Here is a 14,063-nt window from a genome sequence, read left to right on the forward strand (position 1 = left end):
GATTGTTCGGTCGATGGCGCAATTTGGCTACAGGCGGCTCCAGGCTGTGGACAAAGTGGCGCCGGGGCCCTGGGATGGGTGCAGGACGTCCAGGAGAGGGAGGCAGTGGGCAATGCCGGATGAACAAATGGCCGCAGCGGGTTCCGCACCGGTCCCACCGGGCGGTGCACCTTCCGCCCCGCAGGCCCCGCCCCGCGCCCTGGATCCCATCGACCGTTCGATCATGCGCCTGCTCCAGGCGGACGGCCGCGCGTCGATACGGTCGGTGGCCGAGCAGGTCCACGTGTCGCGCGCGAACGCCTACGCCCGGATCAACCGGCTGATCGACGACGGGGTGATCCGCGGGTTCACGGCCCGCGTCAACCACGAAAGGGCAGGCCAGGGCGCCTCCGCGTACATCACCCTGAAGATCGTCCAGAACTCCTGGCGCACGGTCCGCGAGAAGCTCCGCGAGCTCCCCGGCGCGGCGCACATCGCCCTGGTCAGCGGCGATTTCGATGTCCTGCTCCTGGTCCACACGCCGGACAACCGCACCCTGCGCGAGCTGGTGCTGACCCGCCTCCAGTCCATTCCGGAGGTCCTCTCGACGCGCACGCTGCTGGTCTTCGAGGAGACCGACCTGCTCGACACCGGCCCGCACGGCGGCCCGGGCATCTCCGAGGAGTAGGGGTACGGAACGGGAAGCGCCCCGGGAAGGGCCTGGAGGGCCGTTCCCGGGGCGCCGGAGCTCGCACGGACCAGGTTCAACGGATCGTGGCGGGTCTCACCGACCGCGTATGGTCCGCAGCCCGTCCAGCGCCATGTGGACGACCGCGTCGGCCAGTTGGTCCGCGGTGGTGCCGGGGTGCGGGCGGTACCACTCCACCAGGGAGTTCACCATGCCGAACAGCAGGCGGGTGGCCAGCCGGATGTCCACGTCCGCCCGCAGGTCCCCGTCGGCCGCGGCGGCCTTGAGGAGCTCCGCGACCTGGTGGTCGAACTCGCGGCGGCGCTCCAGGGCCCAGCGCTCGGTGCGGGTGTTGCCCCGCACGCGCAGCAGCAGCGTCACGTACGGGAGCTCGGCGACCAGGACCTCGACCGTGCGCCGCGTGACGTACTCCACCCGCTCGACCGCCCGGCCGCGCACGGCGCCCGGCTCCTCCAGGACGGCGAAGAGCCCGTCGAGCGCGCGGCTGACGGCCCGGCGCAGGAGCTCCTCCTTGCCCGCCACGTGGTGGTAGATCGAAGACTTCGAGATGCCCGCCGCCTTGGAGAGGTGCTCCATGGAGGTGCCGTCGTAGCCCCGCTCGTTGAAGACCTGGACGGCGACCGACAGGAGGGTCTCGGGGGTGTACGTGTCCCGCCTGGCGGTGGTCATTCGGCATCCTCCGCGTAGCCGAGCTTGAACAGCGCCAGCGAGGGCGCGTAGCGGCCTCCGGGACAGCGCTCGTCGAGGTGGTGCAGCAGGTCGTACGCCCAGTCGCGGCCGAGCCGCTCGTGCCATTCGGACGGGCCCAGCGGGTAGTTCACGCCGAGCCGCATCGCCGTGTCGATGTCCTCGGCGGTGGCCGCGCCGCGCGCGACGGCGTCGGCGGTCAGGTCGATCAGCATCGCGACCGTGCGCGCCACGATCATGCCGGGCACGTCGCCGATGACGGAGACCTTCTTGCCGAGCTTCTGGAACAGGCCGATCGCCTCGGAGAGGGTCCGCTCGCTGGTGTCCGCGCCGGCGGACAGCGCGATCCGGGTGGCGCCGCGGTAGTCGAGGGCGAGGTCGAAGTAGACGACGTCGGCGAACTCGATCGAGGTCTTGCCGTCCGCGAGCACTAGCTGGCCCTCGCCGGGCAGCTGGATGTACGGGCCCCCGTGCTCGGTGGAGGTGACCGCGATCCCGGCCTCCTCCAGCAGCTCGACGAGCCCGGCGGCGGGACCGAGGTCGCCGACCACGGCGACCTTCTCCGGGGCGTCCTCGGGACCGGCGGTGTGCGGGGCCGGAGCCTGGACGTCCGGGCCGTACGGGAACCAGCCGTGCCCCGACTTGCGGCCCAGGCGGCCCGACTGGACCAGCCGGCGCTGTGCGAGGGAGGGGGTGAACTTGGGGCTCCGGAAGAAGGACTCCCACACGGAGCGGGTGACGGCCTCGTTGACGTCCTGTCCGATCAGGTCGGTCAGCTGGAACGGGCCCATCTTGAAGCCGCCGCACTCGCGGAGCACGGCGTCGATCGTCGCCGGGTCGGCGCCCTGCTCCTCGTACACCGCGAAGGCCTCGGCGTAGAAGGGGCGGGCGATCCGGTTGACGATGAATCCGGGGGTGTCCGCGCAGCGGACCGGCGTCTTCCCCCAGCCCAGCACGGTGCGGTACGCGCGCTCGGCGGCGGCCGGGTCGGTCGCGAAACCGCTGACCACCTCGACGAGCGGGAGCAGCGGGGCCGGGTTGAAGAAGTGCAGGCCGAGGAAGCGGCCGGGGTGCGCGAGGCCGGCGGCGAGCTCGGTGACGGAGAGGGAGGAGGTGTTCGTGGCCAGCAGCGCGTCCGGGGCGACCACCTCTTCGAGTGCTGCGAAGAGCGCGCGCTTGACGGTGGCGTCCTCGACGACGGCTTCGATGACGAGCGCGCAACCGGCGAGGTCGGCGAGGGCGGAGGCCGCATCGATCCGGCCGATCGCGTCCTCGGCCTCGGTGGGATCGAGGCGGCCCTTCGCGGCCATGCGGTCGACGCGGTCCTGGACGATGCCGACGCCGCCGGCGGCGAGCTCGGCGTTGATGTCGTAGATCAGCACCCGGTGACCTGCGAGAAGGGCGACCTGGGCGATGCCCTGCCCCATGGTGCCGGCGCCGACGACCGCCACAGTGCGGGACCGCTCGATTGCTGTCATGTCCTGATCCTCCCGCACCGGGTTATCCACAGGCCTGCCGGGCCCTCTTGTCCCGACCGATCGTTCGGTTACTCTAACTCCAGTCTGCTCTTCTTCACCCGCCCCTGCCTGATCTCAGTCTGCGACCCAGCCTGATCTTGCCCGGCTCAACGAGGAGTTGGTCCCTGATGGCCGCCGAGCTCACCGTCCCCCAGCTGTCCGACAAGCACCGGTCCACCCTGGACCAGGCCCTGGCGGCCATCCGCAGCCGCGCCTACTGGTCCCCGCATCCGGAGCACCCCAAGGCCTACGGAGAGACCGCCCCGGCCGACGGGCTGGCCGCCTTCGAGGCCGTCCGCGGCACCCGCTTCGACCTGGGCCAGCCCGGCACGGACGGCTGGGCGGGCGCCGAGGTGTCCCCCTTCGGCCCCGAGCTGGGCGTCGAGTACCCGCACGTCGACCCCGACGTGCTGCTGCCCGCGATGAAGGCCGGCATGGGCGCCTGGCGGGACGCCGGTCCCGAGGTGCGCGCCCTGGTCTGCATCGAGATCCTGGCCCGGATCGGCGCGCGCACGCACGAGTTCGCGCACGCGGTCATGCACACCAGCGGCCAGGCCTTCATGATGGCGTTCCAGGCGGGCGGCCCGCACGCACAGGACCGCGGCCTGGAGGCGGTGGCTTACGCGTACGAGGAGCAGACCCGCGTCCCGGGCCAGGCCGACTGGTCGAAGCCGCAGGGCAAGAGGGACCCGCTGGAGCTCGGCAAGACCTTCACGGCCGTCCCGCGCGGCATCTCCCTGATGATCGGCTGCAACACCTTCCCGACGTGGAACGGCTACCCGGGCCTGTTCGCCTCCCTGGCCACGGGCAACGCGGTGCTGGTCAAGCCGCACCCGCGCGCCGTGCTCCCGCTGGCGCTGACCGTGAAGGTCGCCCGCGAGGTCCTCGCCGAGGCGGGCTTCGACCCGAACCTGGTGGCGCTGGCCGTGGAGCGCCCGGGCGAGGGCATCGCCAAGACCCTGGCCGTCCGCCCCGAGATCAAGCTGATCGACTACACCGGCTCGACCGAGTTCGGCGACTGGCTGGAGACCAACGCCCGCCAGGCGCAGGTCTACACGGAGAAGGCCGGCGTCAACACGGTCGTCGTCGACTCGACCTCCGACTACAAGGGGATGCTGTCCAACTTGGCGTTCTCGCTCTCCCTGTACAGCGGCCAGATGTGCACCACCCCGCAGAACCTGCTGATCCCCCGGGACGGCATCGAGACGGACGCCGGCCACAAGTCGTACGACGAGGTCGTCGCCGACCTCGCGGCCTCGGTCGGCGGCCTGCTGGGCGACGACGCCCGGGCCAACGCGCTGCTCGGCGCCCTGGTCAACCCGGACGTCAAGGCCCGCCTCGAGGCCGCGACCGGCCTCGGCGAGGTGGCGCTGGCCTCGCGCGAGGTGGTCAACCCCGAGTTCCCGGACGCCGTCGTCCGCACGCCGGTGATGGTCAAGCTGGACGGGGCCAAGCCCGACGACTCGGCCCCGTACCTCTCGGAGTGCTTCGGCCCGGTCTCCTTCGCGGTCGCCGTGGACTCCACGGCGGACGCCCTGGACCTCCTGCGCCGCACGGTGCGGGAGAAGGGCGCGATGACGGTCGGCGCGTACACGACGTCCGCGGACACCGAGCGGGCCATCGAGGAGGTCTGCCTCGAGGAGTCGGCGCAGCTGTCGCTGAACCTGACGGGCGGGGTCTACGTCAACCAGACCGCGGCCTTCTCGGACTTCCACGGCTCGGGCGGCAACCCGGCGGCGAACGCGGCCCTGTGCGACGGAGCGTTCGTCTCGAACCGCTTCCGCATGGTGGAGATCCGCCGCCAGGCCTAGGCCTCGCGGGGCCCGCCCCAGTGGAAGAGCGTCATGGCCACGCTCGTGGCCAGGTTGTAGCTGGACACCTGCGGCCGCATCGGCAGGGACACCAGATGATCGGCGCGGTCCCGCAGCTCGGGTGAGATGCCGTGCCGCTCCGAGCCGAAGGCGAGCAGGGCGTCGTCCGGGAGGGTGAGGGCACGGATGTCCTCGCCCTCCGGGTCGAGCGCGTACAGCGGCCCGGCGGGCAGGGTGTCGATCTCCACCCGGTCCACGGTGGTGGCGTAGTGCAGCCCGGCCCCGGCCCGGACCACGTTCGGGTGCCAGGGGTCGAGGTCGCCGCGGGTCACCACGCCGGTGGCACCGAAGCCTGCGGCGAGCCGGACCACGGCGCCGACGTTGCCGAGGTTGCGGGGGTTGTCGAGTACGACGACGGGCGCGGTCCTGGGCTGCCGCTCCAGCCGGGCCCGCCCTTCGGCCCGGTCGGGCCGCACCGCAAGCGCCGCGACCCCGGTGGGATGGACGCGGGGCAGCAGCGTCCGCAGCTCGGCCCTGCGCACCAGCCGCCCGACCTCGCCCGCCACGTCCGGAGCCAGCTCGTCGGCGAGCGCCCGTACGCCATCGGGATCATCGGCCGCGACCATCTGCACATCGGCGCCGAACCGCAGGGCGTGCTTCAGCGCGTGGAACCCGTCGAGGAGTACGAGATCCCTCCGCTCGGCGGCCTCCCGCCACTGCCGTGCGGTCTCGTCGGGGCTCCCGTGCTGCTCAGTCATACCGCCGATGATTCCAGCCCCGCCGGCGTTCGAGGCGCGGGGGCCCGGGGGCAACGGCGCCGCACCCGGACGGGGGTCCGTGGCATGCCCCGGGAAACGGAGAAGGGCGGGGCGGGGGAAGCCCGCGCAGCGGAACCCGCACGCGCAGGCCCGTCAGCCCGGTCAGCGCGGGCCGGTCAGCGCACGCCGGCACTCGGCTCCGCCGGCGCGACAGCCGGCCCGGCCTCCGCCGCAACCGGCGCAGTCCGCGCCGGCCCCACCAGGCCGGAGGCCCTGGCCCCCAGCCAGACCAGGAACCCCGTCGGCAGGAAGACCGCATCGGCGGCGATCATCGCCAACGAAAAGAAGGGCAACCCCAGCAGCACCGCGATCCCGGCATGCTCCAGCATCATCGCCGCCAGCAGCACGTTCTTGATCCGCCGGTTGAACACCGTGAACGGGAACGCGACCTGCACCGCCACCGTCCCGTACGACAGCAGCATCACGAGCGTCCCGCTCCCCGCCACCACCGAGGACAGCCCCGGCCACGGCGTGAAGTAGTCCAGCCCGAGCGGGTAGTAGAGGGCGGTCCCGTCCTGCCACCGCGACCCCTGGATCTTGTACCAGCCGGCCGTCGCGTAGATCAGGCAGACCTCCGCCATGATCACCAGCAGCCCCGCGTTGTGCACCAGGTTCGCCAGGACGTCGAGGACCGCCCGCCCCTCGCCCTCCGGCTCGTACCGGTCGACCATCCACCACACCGCGCAGACCACCCACAGCGCCGCGAAGGCCGCCAGCCAGCCGTAGCCGAACCGCGCCGCCACCGCCCCGTACGCGAACAGCGCGCCCAGCACGCCCCACAGCACGGGCCCGGCCGCCCCCGCCGAGGCCGACCCCCTCAGCCGCGCGCGCCGGGCGTCCAGCGACCACACCTGTGCGCACCGTGTCAGCACCAGGTACATCGCCATCAGGTGGATGACGTTGTCCCCGCCGTCGCCCATGAACACGCTGCGGTTCTGCAGCGACAGCACCCCGGCCATGAACACCACGGACATCGCGCGCGTCCGCCAGCCCAGCATCAGCAGCACGCTCGACAGCACCGACACCGCGTAGACGATCTCGAACCACAGCGTCGAGTCCGACCACATCAGCACCGTGAAGGCGTGGTTCGAGTCGATCAGCCGCTCGGCCAGCGCGAAGCTCCAGGGCCCGTCCGGCCCGTACAGCTCGTGCCGGTTCGGGAACTCCCTCAGCAGGAAGAACAGCCAGGTCGCGGAGAAGCCGATGCGGACGACGGCGCTCTGGTAGGGGCCCAGCGCCCGCCCGGTGACCTGTGCGACCGCGCGGCCGGCGGCGGCGCGCGCCCGCCTCACACCGTCCACCACGGCAGCTCCCGGTAGTAGGTCTCGGTGTCGGCCTTCTCGTCGCTCCACGGCGGCGCCGCCACCGCGCGGGTCGCCGAGCGCAGCTGGATCCGTACGATCTCGCCCCGCAGGCCGGTCCCGTCGGCCGCGAGCCGGCTCAGCGCGATCCGGCGCAGGTACTGCTCGGACAGCTCCCCGCGCTCGCCGATCGGCTTGTTGTCCTCGTCGTGCGAGCCGGTGAAGAAGTCCCAGGCCCGGCGCAGCTCGTTCTGCCGGGTGTGGCTGGGCAACAGGCTGTGCCGGATGGCCGCGCCGTCCTCGGCCGACAGGTCGCGCCAGCCGACGGGGACCAGCTCGCCGCCGAGGGAGGAGCGGACCTCGGCCCGTACCTCCACCGCGATGTTCTGCTGGAGCGGGTTGGGGGCGAAGAGCTTCCAGTTCTGCTCGAACTCGGGGTAGATCCAGTCGTCGACCGTCTGCGCGTGCTGCCTGCTCACCGTGTTGGACGGGGCGACGTGCAGGAAGACCAGCGCCAGGTGCCCGCAGGCGGCGAGGCCCACGGCCGCCAGGGCGAGGGCCGCGACGACGCGGTACGGGGCGGAGAGGCCGGCGATCCCGGGCGCCCGGGGCGCCACCGGACCGGGCGGTGCTCCAGCCGGCGGCTCGGCCGAAGGTTCGGCCACCGGATCGACCGGCGGGCGGGCCGCGGGAACAGCCGGGCGATCGACCAGTGGAACGACCGGCGGAACGGCCGTCGGATCGGCCGTCGGAACGGCCTCTTCCGCGGGCTCGCGCTCGTTCGAATCCATCCCGCCCCGATCGTCCGGCGTCCACAGGGTTGACCTCAGAGGTTGACACCCTACGGGCCGCCGACCCACCATTGAAGAGTACGAACCGAACGATCGGTCGGTCGGGCGGTCAACAATCTCTGGCAGGGGGCCGGGATGGTGGCAGTGACCCCGGAAACGGGGCAGGACTCAGGCCTCGGGGCTGACCTCGGGGCACAGCTCGCGGCGGCCTTCGACGCCGCCGTGGCGGCCGACGAGCGCGTCGAGCCGCGCGACTGGATGCCCGAGGCGTACCGCGCCTCGCTCGTCCGCCAGATGGCCCAGCACGCCCACTCCGAGATCATCGGCATGCAGCCCGAGGCCAACTGGATCACCCGCGCGCCCTCGCTGCGCCGCAAGGCGATCCTGATGGCCAAGGTCCAGGACGAGGCCGGGCACGGCCTCTACCTGTACAGCGCCGCCGAAACCCTCGGCACCAGCCGCGACGAGCTGCTCGACAAGCTGCACTCCGGCAAGCAGAAGTACTCCTCGATCTTCAACTACCCCACCCTGACCTGGGCCGATGTCGGCGCGATCGGCTGGCTCGTGGACGGCGCGGCGATCACCAACCAGGTGCCGATCTGCCGCTGCTCGTACGGGCCGTACGCCCGCGCGATGGTCCGGATCTGCAAGGAGGAGTCCTTCCACCAGCGCCAGGGCTTCGAGCTCCTCATGGCCCTCTCCAAGGGCACGGAGGCGCAGCACGCGATGGCGCAGGACGCCGTGAACCGGTGGTGGTGGCCCTCGCTGATGATGTTCGGCCCGCCGGACGACGAGTCGGCGCACTCCGCGCAGTCCATGGCGTGGCGGATCAAGCGGCACTCCAACGACGAGCTGCGCCAGCGCTTCGTGGACATCGCCGTTCCGCAGGCCGAGGCCCTGGGCCTGACCCTGCCCGACCCGGACCTGAAGTGGAACGAGGAGCGCGGGCACCACGACTTCGGTGCGATCGACTGGGCCGAGTTCTGGGACGTGCTCAAGGGCAACGGCCCGTGCAACGAAGAGCGGATCGGCCAGCGGCGCCGGGCCCACGAGGAAGGCGCCTGGGTCCGCGAGGCGGCCGCGGCGTACGCGGAGAAGCACACCGCCCGGACCGAGCACACGGCAGTACAGAGCACGGCAACGAACGAGGAGGCAGGGGTATGACGCAGAACTGGCCACTGTGGGAGGTGTTCGTCCGCTCGCGCCGCGGCCTCTCGCACACGCACGCGGGCAGCCTGCACGCGCCCGACGCGGAGATGGCCCTGCGCAATGCCCGCGACCTCTACACGCGGCGCGGCGAGGGCATCTCGATCTGGGTGGTGCCCTCCACCGAGATCACCGCGTCCTCGCCGGACGAGCGGGACCCGTTCTTCGCCCCGTCGGCCGACAAGCCGTACCGTCACCCGACCTTCTACGAGATCCCCGAGGGGGTGCACCACCTGTGACCAGCACCGATGCCGTTCAGTCCGCTGCCGTCCAGCCCGATCTCGTCCGGTCGGCAGCCCTCGCGCTGGGGGACGACGCCCTGATCCTCTCCCACCGCCTCGGCGAGTGGGCGGGTCACGCCCCCGTCCTGGAGGAGGAGGTCGCCCTCGCGAACATCGCGCTCGACCTGCTCGGCCAGGCCCGTGTCCTGCTGTCCCTGGCAGGCGACGAGGACGAGCTGGCCTTCCTGCGCGAGGAGCGGTCCTTCCGCAACCTCCAGCTGGTCGAGCAGCCGAACGGGGACTTCGCCCACACCATCGCCCGCCAGCTCTACTTCTCCTTCCACCAGCACGAGCTGTACGCGGAACTGGCGGTCGGCGACGGCCCGTTCGCCCCGCTGGCGGCCAAGGCCGTCAAGGAGACCGCGTACCACCGCGACCACGCCGAGCAGTGGACCCTGCGGCTCGGCGACGGCACGCAGGAGAGCAAGGCGCGCATGCAGGCCGCCCTGGACGCGCTGTGGAAGTTCACCGGCGAGATGTTCCAGCCGGTGGACGGCATCGACGGCGTGGACTGGGCCGCCCTGGAAGGCCGCTGGCTGGCCGCCGTGGGCGGCGTGGTGGAGCAGGCGGGGCTCGCGCTCCCCGAGGGGCCGCGCACCGGCGCCTGGGTGGCCGGCGCAGGCCGCCAGGGCCTGCACACCGAGTCGTTCGGCAGGCTGCTCGCCGAGATGCAGCACCTGCACCGCAGCCATCCGGGGGCGTCATGGTGACGGACACGCCCCGCGCCCCGGCCCCGACGGGCGGGCCGGAGGCCCCCGAGGCCCTGACCCGCCTGGAGGCGGAGCTGGCCGAGCTCGCCGGCTCGGTGCCCGACCCCGAGCTGCCCGTACTCACCCTCGCCGAGCTCGGCGTGATGCGCGGCGTACGGATGCACGAGGACGGCCACGTCGAGGTCACCCTCACCCCGACCTACACCGGCTGCCCCGCCATCGAGGCCATGTCCGCCGACATCGAGCGGGTCCTGACCGGCCACGGCATCCCGGACGTGCAGGTGCGCACCGTCCTGGCCCCGGCCTGGTCGACCGACGACATCAGCGCCGAGGGCCGGCGCAAGCTGGCCGAGTTCGGCATCGCCCCGCCGCGGCCGCACGCGGCCGGCGGGCCGGTCCCGGTCACGCTCTCGGTCCGCTGCCCGAACTGCGGATCCACCGACACCGAACTGCTCAGCCGGTTCTCCTCCACCGCATGCAAGGCGCTGCGCCGCTGCACCGCCTGCCGTGAACCGTTCGACCACTTCAAGGAGCTGTAGATGGCCGCGTCCACGCCGTCGCCCACGTCGGGCTCCGGGCGCCCCGCGCGCCACGGCGCCTTCCACCCGCTGACGGTGGCGGCGGTCGACCGGCTCACCGACGACTCCGTGGCGCTGACCCTGCGCGTCCCCGAGGAGCTGCGCGGCGAGTACCTGCACGCCCCCGGCCAGCACCTCACGCTGCGCCGCAGCACCCCCGAGGGTGAAGAGATCCGCCGTACGTACTCGATCTGCTCCCCGGCCCCGGCCCTCGCGGGCCCCGGCCCGGCGGCGCTGCGGGTGGGCGTGCGGCTGGTGGAGGGCGGCGAGTTCTCCACGTTCGCGCACAAGGAGATCGCCGCCGGCGACGTGCTGGACGTGATGGTCCCGGCCGGGCGGTTCGTCCTGGAGCCGACCGCTGCCCCGGCCGCCGGGCACTACGCGGCGATCGTCGGCGGCAGCGGGATCACCCCGGTGCTGTCGATCGCCGCCTCGCTGCTGGCGGCGCGGCCCGACGCCCGGTTCTGCCTGGTCCGCAGCGACCGTACGGCGGCGTCGACGATGTTCCTGGACGAGGTCGCCGACCTCAAGGACCGCTTCCCGGACCGCTTCCAGCTGGTGACGGTCCTGTCCCGGGAGGAGCAGGAGGCCGGGCTGCCGTCCGGCCGCCTCGACGAGGAGCGGCTGAAGGCCCTGCTGCCCGCGCTGCTGCCGGTCGCGGACGTGACGGGCTGGTTCCTGTGCGGCCCGTACGGGCTGGTCGTGGGCGCGGAGCGGGCGCTGGGCACGCTCGGCGTCGTCCGGACCCGGATCCACGAGGAGATCTTCCACGTCGAGGACACGGCACCGCCGGCCCCGGCCGCGGTCCCGGCCCACGTACGGGTCACGGCCCGGCTCGACGGACGTTCCGGGACCTGGCCGGTCCGCGACGGGGAGTCCCTGCTGGACGCCGTGCTGCGCAACCGCGCGGACGCCCCGTACGCCTGCAAGGGCGGGGTCTGCGGCACCTGCCGGGCGTTCCTGGTCACGGGCGAGGTCCGGATGGACCGGAACTTCGCACTGGAGGCGGAGGAGACGGAGGCCGGGTTCGTGCTGGCCTGCCAGTCGCACGCGGTGACCGAGGAAGTGGAGATCGACTTCGACCGCTGAGGCGGGCTTCCTCCCCTGTGCATTTTCCACCGGGTGCTCTATCTTGACGCACCGTCAGGTCCGGACCGGGCCTGACGGATCCGGTGCGCGCGGGAGGACAGGCAGTGGACTTCACCTTCACCGAGGAGCAGCAGGCCGCCGTCGAGGCGGCGAAGGCCGTCTTCGCGGACGTCGCCCCGGACGGCGTGCCCAGCCCCGCGCTGACCCCGGGGGCCGTCGCCGAGGACTTCGACCGGCCGCTGTGGGCCAAGCTCGCCGCGTCCGACCTGCTGAGCCTGGTCCTCGCCGAGGAGCACGGCGGGGCGGGCCTCGACGCGATCGCCCTGTGCCTGGTGCTGCGCGAGGCGGCGAGGGTGCTGGCCCGGGTTCCGCTGCTGGAGCACTGCGCCACCGCCATGGCCGTCCAGGCCCACGGCAGCCCCGAACTGGCCGCCGCCCTGCTGCCCGATGCCGGGCGGGGCATGCTCGTCCTCACCGCCGCCGCCCACGGGCGCAGCGGCCACGATCCCGCAGAACTCTCCGTCACCGCCCGCCGCGAGGGCGCGCAGTGGACCCTCGACGGGGTCCAGACGGCCGTCCCGTGGGCGCACGGCGCCGACTGGATCGCCGTACCGGCCCACACCGGCGAGGGCGAGGCCGTCCTCGCGCTCGTCCCGCGCGCCGCCGAGGGCCTCACCCTGGCCGGCCAGGTCTCCACCACCGGGGAACGGCTCGCCGAACTCGCCCTGGACGGCGTACGGGTGCCCGCGAGCCATCTGATCGACAACCCGGGAGCCTGGGAACGGCTCCGCCAGCTCCTCGCCACCGGAACGTGCGCCCTGGCGCTCGGACTCGGCGAGGGCGTCCTCACCATGACCAGCCAATACACCAGCAAGCGCGAGCAGTTCGGCTTCCCGGTGGCCACGTTCCAGGCCGTGGCCGTCCAGGCCGCCGACCGCTACATCGATCTGCGAGCCATGGAGGTCACCCTCTGGCAGGCCGCGTGGCGGCTCGACGCGGCGACGGGCGGAGCCGGCGGCCCGCTGCCGAGCGCCGGGGACGTCGCCGTGGCGAAGATCTGGGCCTCGGAGGGGGTACGCCGGGTCGTGCAGACGGCGCAGCACCTGCACGGCGGCTTCGGCGCCGACACCGACTACCCGCTGCACCGCTATCACGCGTGGGCGAAGCAGCTGGAGCTTCAGCTGGGCCCGGCCGCCGCGCACGAGGAGGCGCTGGGCGACCTGCTGGCCGCCCACGCCCTCGCCTGACGGCCGGAGCCCGGCCTTCTAGAGCACGAAGGCCGGGTTCCCGCTGTCGGTCACCATCGGGCGCCCGGCGCCGTCCCAGGCCTGCATGCCGCCGTCGATGTTCACGGCGTCGAGGCCCTGGCGCACCAGGTACTGGGTGACCTGCGCGGAGCGCCCGCCGACCCGGCACATCACGTGTACGCGGCGGCCGTCCTCGACCGCCTCCGTCAGCTCACCGAAGCGGGCCACGAAGTCGCTCATCGGGATGTGCAGAGCGCCTTCCACGTGTCCGGCAGCCCATTCGTCGTCCTCACGGACGTCGAGGACAAAGCCTTCGGAGGGCACCGCGGCGGCGTCCACCGAGGGAAGCGGTCCGAAGTTCATACGTCGCCTTCTCTCATCGCAGATCTGACTCCCAACCTATCCAAACTCCGCGAGCTCCGACTCCCGCTCGGAGACCTGCGCCAGCAGCTGCTCCGCGATCTCCTCCAGCAGCCGGTCCGGATCGTCCGGCGCCATCCGCAGCATCGACCCGATCGCGCTGTCCTCCAGCTCCCGCGCCACCACCGACAGCAGCTCCTTGCGCCGCGCCAGCCACTCCAGCCGGGCGTAGAGCTCCTCGCTCTCGTTGAGCTGCCGCACGGCCTCCGGCACGGGACCCGCCGCCCACTCCTCGGCCAGCTCGCGCAGCGCCTGCTCCTCGCCCCTCGCGTACGCCGCATTGACGCGCACGATGAAGGCGTCGCGCCGCTCCCGCTCGGCCTCGTCCCGGGCGAGATCCGGGTGCGCCTGGCGGACCAGCTCGCGGTAGAGCCGGCGTACCTCCTCCGTCGGCCGCACACGCTCCGGGGGCCGGACCGGGCGGTCGGTGAGCATCGCGGACGCGTCGTCGGAGATGCCCTCCGAACCCATCCAGTCGTGGAACAGCTCGTCCACGCCCGGCATCGGCATCACCAGCGAGCGGGCTTCCCGGGCCCGTCGCAGATCCTCGGCATCGCCGCTGCGCGCCGCCTTCGCCTCGGCGATCAGCGCATCCAGCTCGTCGAGCCTCGAGTACATCGGGCCGAGCTTCTGGTGGTGCAGGCGGGAGAAGTTCTCCACCTCCACCCGGAAGGTCTCCACGGCGATCTCGAACTCGATCAGCGCCTGCTCGGCGGCCCGCACGGCCCGTTCCAGGCGCGCCTCGGGACGCTCGTCGCCGGTCTCTTCAGTCTGCTGCTCGCTCACCCGGCCACCCTAAGGCCGGTCGACCCGGGTCGATGTTTCACGGAAGGAACCGACCCAGGAAGGTGGCCAAGGGGCGTGGGTCCGACGGGAAACACATCCGCACCAGCCCTAGACCCAGCTTCCCCCGCAATTT

Annotated in this window: 15 protein-coding genes; 8 read left to right on the top strand and 7 right to left on the bottom strand. The window is 72.6% G+C overall.

Going from position 1 to position 14,063, the window contains the following annotated elements; genetic code table 11:
• Positions 1 to 112 precede the first annotated feature (112 nt).
• Positions 113 to 667, top strand: a complete 555-nt coding sequence (locus ACZ49B_RS29890) for an Lrp/AsnC family transcriptional regulator (protein WP_468311780.1) — start codon at positions 113 to 115, stop codon at positions 665 to 667.
• Between the two features lie 96 nt (positions 668 to 763).
• Here ACZ49B_RS29890 and ACZ49B_RS29895 read toward each other — a convergent pair whose 3' ends face one another.
• The gene (locus tag ACZ49B_RS29895; protein ID WP_327362209.1) at positions 764 to 1,357 is read right to left on the bottom strand and encodes a TetR/AcrR family transcriptional regulator; all 594 of its coding nucleotides are present in this window, start codon (positions 1,355 to 1,357) and stop codon (positions 764 to 766) included.
• Complete coding sequence (locus tag ACZ49B_RS29900) at positions 1,354 to 2,853, bottom strand: 3-hydroxyacyl-CoA dehydrogenase (RefSeq protein ID WP_468311782.1); 1,500 nt, start codon at positions 2,851 to 2,853, stop codon at positions 1,354 to 1,356. The genes ACZ49B_RS29895 and ACZ49B_RS29900 overlap by 4 nt, the downstream gene beginning before the upstream one ends.
• A gap of 167 nt (positions 2,854 to 3,020) precedes the next feature.
• Here ACZ49B_RS29900 and paaN point away from each other — a divergent pair, with 167 nt between their 5' ends.
• The gene (gene paaN, locus ACZ49B_RS29905; RefSeq protein WP_468311783.1) at positions 3,021 to 4,703 is read left to right on the top strand and encodes a phenylacetic acid degradation protein PaaN; all 1,683 of its coding nucleotides are present in this window, start codon (positions 3,021 to 3,023) and stop codon (positions 4,701 to 4,703) included.
• Here paaN and ACZ49B_RS29910 read toward each other — a convergent pair.
• From ACZ49B_RS29910 to ACZ49B_RS29920, 3 genes are all read right to left on the bottom strand, one after another.
• Complete coding sequence (locus ACZ49B_RS29910) at positions 4,700 to 5,461, bottom strand: TrmH family RNA methyltransferase (RefSeq protein WP_468311784.1); 762 nt, start codon at positions 5,459 to 5,461, stop codon at positions 4,700 to 4,702. The genes paaN and ACZ49B_RS29910 overlap by 4 nt on opposite strands.
• A gap of 176 nt (positions 5,462 to 5,637) precedes the next feature.
• The gene (locus ACZ49B_RS29915) at positions 5,638 to 6,822 is read right to left on the bottom strand and encodes an HTTM domain-containing protein (protein ID WP_468311786.1); all 1,185 of its coding nucleotides are present in this window, start codon (positions 6,820 to 6,822) and stop codon (positions 5,638 to 5,640) included.
• Positions 6,810 to 7,613 carry a DUF5819 family protein gene (locus tag ACZ49B_RS29920; RefSeq protein WP_468311788.1) on the bottom strand — a complete coding sequence of 268 codons (804 nt, stop codon included), beginning with the start codon at positions 7,611 to 7,613 and terminating at the stop codon, positions 6,810 to 6,812. The genes ACZ49B_RS29915 and ACZ49B_RS29920 overlap by 13 nt, the downstream gene beginning before the upstream one ends.
• 135 nt (positions 7,614 to 7,748) lie before the next feature.
• Between ACZ49B_RS29920 and paaA the strand changes: the two genes are divergently transcribed.
• The 6 genes from paaA to ACZ49B_RS29950 all read left to right on the top strand — a co-directional run bounded on the left by paaA (position 7,749) and on the right by ACZ49B_RS29950 (position 12,724).
• Positions 7,749 to 8,777: a 1,2-phenylacetyl-CoA epoxidase subunit PaaA gene (paaA, locus tag ACZ49B_RS29925; protein ID WP_468311790.1), complete on the top strand. Its 1,029-nt coding sequence runs from the start codon at positions 7,749 to 7,751 to the stop codon at positions 8,775 to 8,777.
• On the top strand, positions 8,774 to 9,058 hold the full coding sequence (gene paaB, locus ACZ49B_RS29930; protein ID WP_030292728.1) for a 1,2-phenylacetyl-CoA epoxidase subunit PaaB: 285 nt from the start codon (positions 8,774 to 8,776) through the stop codon (positions 9,056 to 9,058). Before paaA ends, paaB begins: the two co-directional genes overlap by 4 nt.
• Positions 9,055 to 9,810, top strand: a complete 756-nt coding sequence (paaC, locus tag ACZ49B_RS29935) for a 1,2-phenylacetyl-CoA epoxidase subunit PaaC (protein ID WP_468311792.1) — start codon at positions 9,055 to 9,057, stop codon at positions 9,808 to 9,810. The genes paaB and paaC overlap by 4 nt, the downstream gene beginning before the upstream one ends.
• Positions 9,804 to 10,349, top strand: a complete 546-nt coding sequence (paaD, locus tag ACZ49B_RS29940; protein ID WP_468311794.1) for a 1,2-phenylacetyl-CoA epoxidase subunit PaaD — start codon at positions 9,804 to 9,806, stop codon at positions 10,347 to 10,349. The genes paaC and paaD overlap by 7 nt, the downstream gene beginning before the upstream one ends.
• A complete protein-coding gene (locus tag ACZ49B_RS29945; protein WP_468311795.1) occupies positions 10,350 to 11,477 on the top strand; it encodes a 2Fe-2S iron-sulfur cluster-binding protein in 1,128 nt (375 codons plus the stop codon).
• A 104-nt stretch (positions 11,478 to 11,581) separates the two neighbouring features.
• Entirely contained in the window at positions 11,582 to 12,724 is a 1,143-nt protein-coding gene (locus tag ACZ49B_RS29950) for an acyl-CoA dehydrogenase family protein (protein WP_468311797.1), read from the top strand.
• An 18-nt stretch (positions 12,725 to 12,742) separates the two neighbouring features.
• On the opposite strand, the gene ACZ49B_RS29955 is transcribed toward ACZ49B_RS29950, so the two are convergent.
• Positions 12,743 to 13,087 (bottom strand): rhodanese-like domain-containing protein, encoded by a 345-nt coding sequence (locus ACZ49B_RS29955; RefSeq protein WP_468311799.1) that lies wholly within the window; start codon positions 13,085 to 13,087, stop codon positions 12,743 to 12,745.
• A 36-nt stretch (positions 13,088 to 13,123) separates the two neighbouring features.
• The gene (locus ACZ49B_RS29960) at positions 13,124 to 13,930 is read right to left on the bottom strand and encodes a J domain-containing protein (RefSeq protein WP_468311801.1); all 807 of its coding nucleotides are present in this window, start codon (positions 13,928 to 13,930) and stop codon (positions 13,124 to 13,126) included.
• Positions 13,931 to 14,063 lie beyond the last annotated feature (133 nt).

This window comes from Streptomyces sp. NPDC031132 (assembly GCF_055570595.1).

Excerpts from the sequence above, each read along its gene's own strand:
- ACZ49B_RS29890 (WP_468311780.1), top strand. The coding sequence starts at position 113 with ATGCCGGATGAACAAATGGCCGCAGCGGGTTCCGCACCGGTCCCACCG.
- ACZ49B_RS29895 (WP_327362209.1), bottom strand. The coding sequence starts at position 1,357 with ATGACCACCGCCAGGCGGGACACGTACACCCCCGAGACCCTCCTGTCG.
- ACZ49B_RS29900 (WP_468311782.1), bottom strand. The coding sequence starts at position 2,853 with ATGACAGCAATCGAGCGGTCCCGCACTGTGGCGGTCGTCGGCGCCGGC.
- paaN (WP_468311783.1), top strand. The coding sequence starts at position 3,021 with ATGGCCGCCGAGCTCACCGTCCCCCAGCTGTCCGACAAGCACCGGTCC.
- ACZ49B_RS29910 (WP_468311784.1), bottom strand. The coding sequence starts at position 5,461 with ATGACTGAGCAGCACGGGAGCCCCGACGAGACCGCACGGCAGTGGCGG.
- ACZ49B_RS29920 (WP_468311788.1), bottom strand. The coding sequence starts at position 7,613 with ATGGATTCGAACGAGCGCGAGCCCGCGGAAGAGGCCGTTCCGACGGCC.
- paaA (WP_468311790.1), top strand. The coding sequence starts at position 7,749 with ATGGTGGCAGTGACCCCGGAAACGGGGCAGGACTCAGGCCTCGGGGCT.
- paaB (WP_030292728.1), top strand. The coding sequence starts at position 8,774 with ATGACGCAGAACTGGCCACTGTGGGAGGTGTTCGTCCGCTCGCGCCGC.
- paaD (WP_468311794.1), top strand. The coding sequence starts at position 9,804 with ATGGTGACGGACACGCCCCGCGCCCCGGCCCCGACGGGCGGGCCGGAG.
- ACZ49B_RS29945 (WP_468311795.1), top strand. The coding sequence starts at position 10,350 with ATGGCCGCGTCCACGCCGTCGCCCACGTCGGGCTCCGGGCGCCCCGCG.
- ACZ49B_RS29955 (WP_468311799.1), bottom strand. The coding sequence starts at position 13,087 with ATGAACTTCGGACCGCTTCCCTCGGTGGACGCCGCCGCGGTGCCCTCC.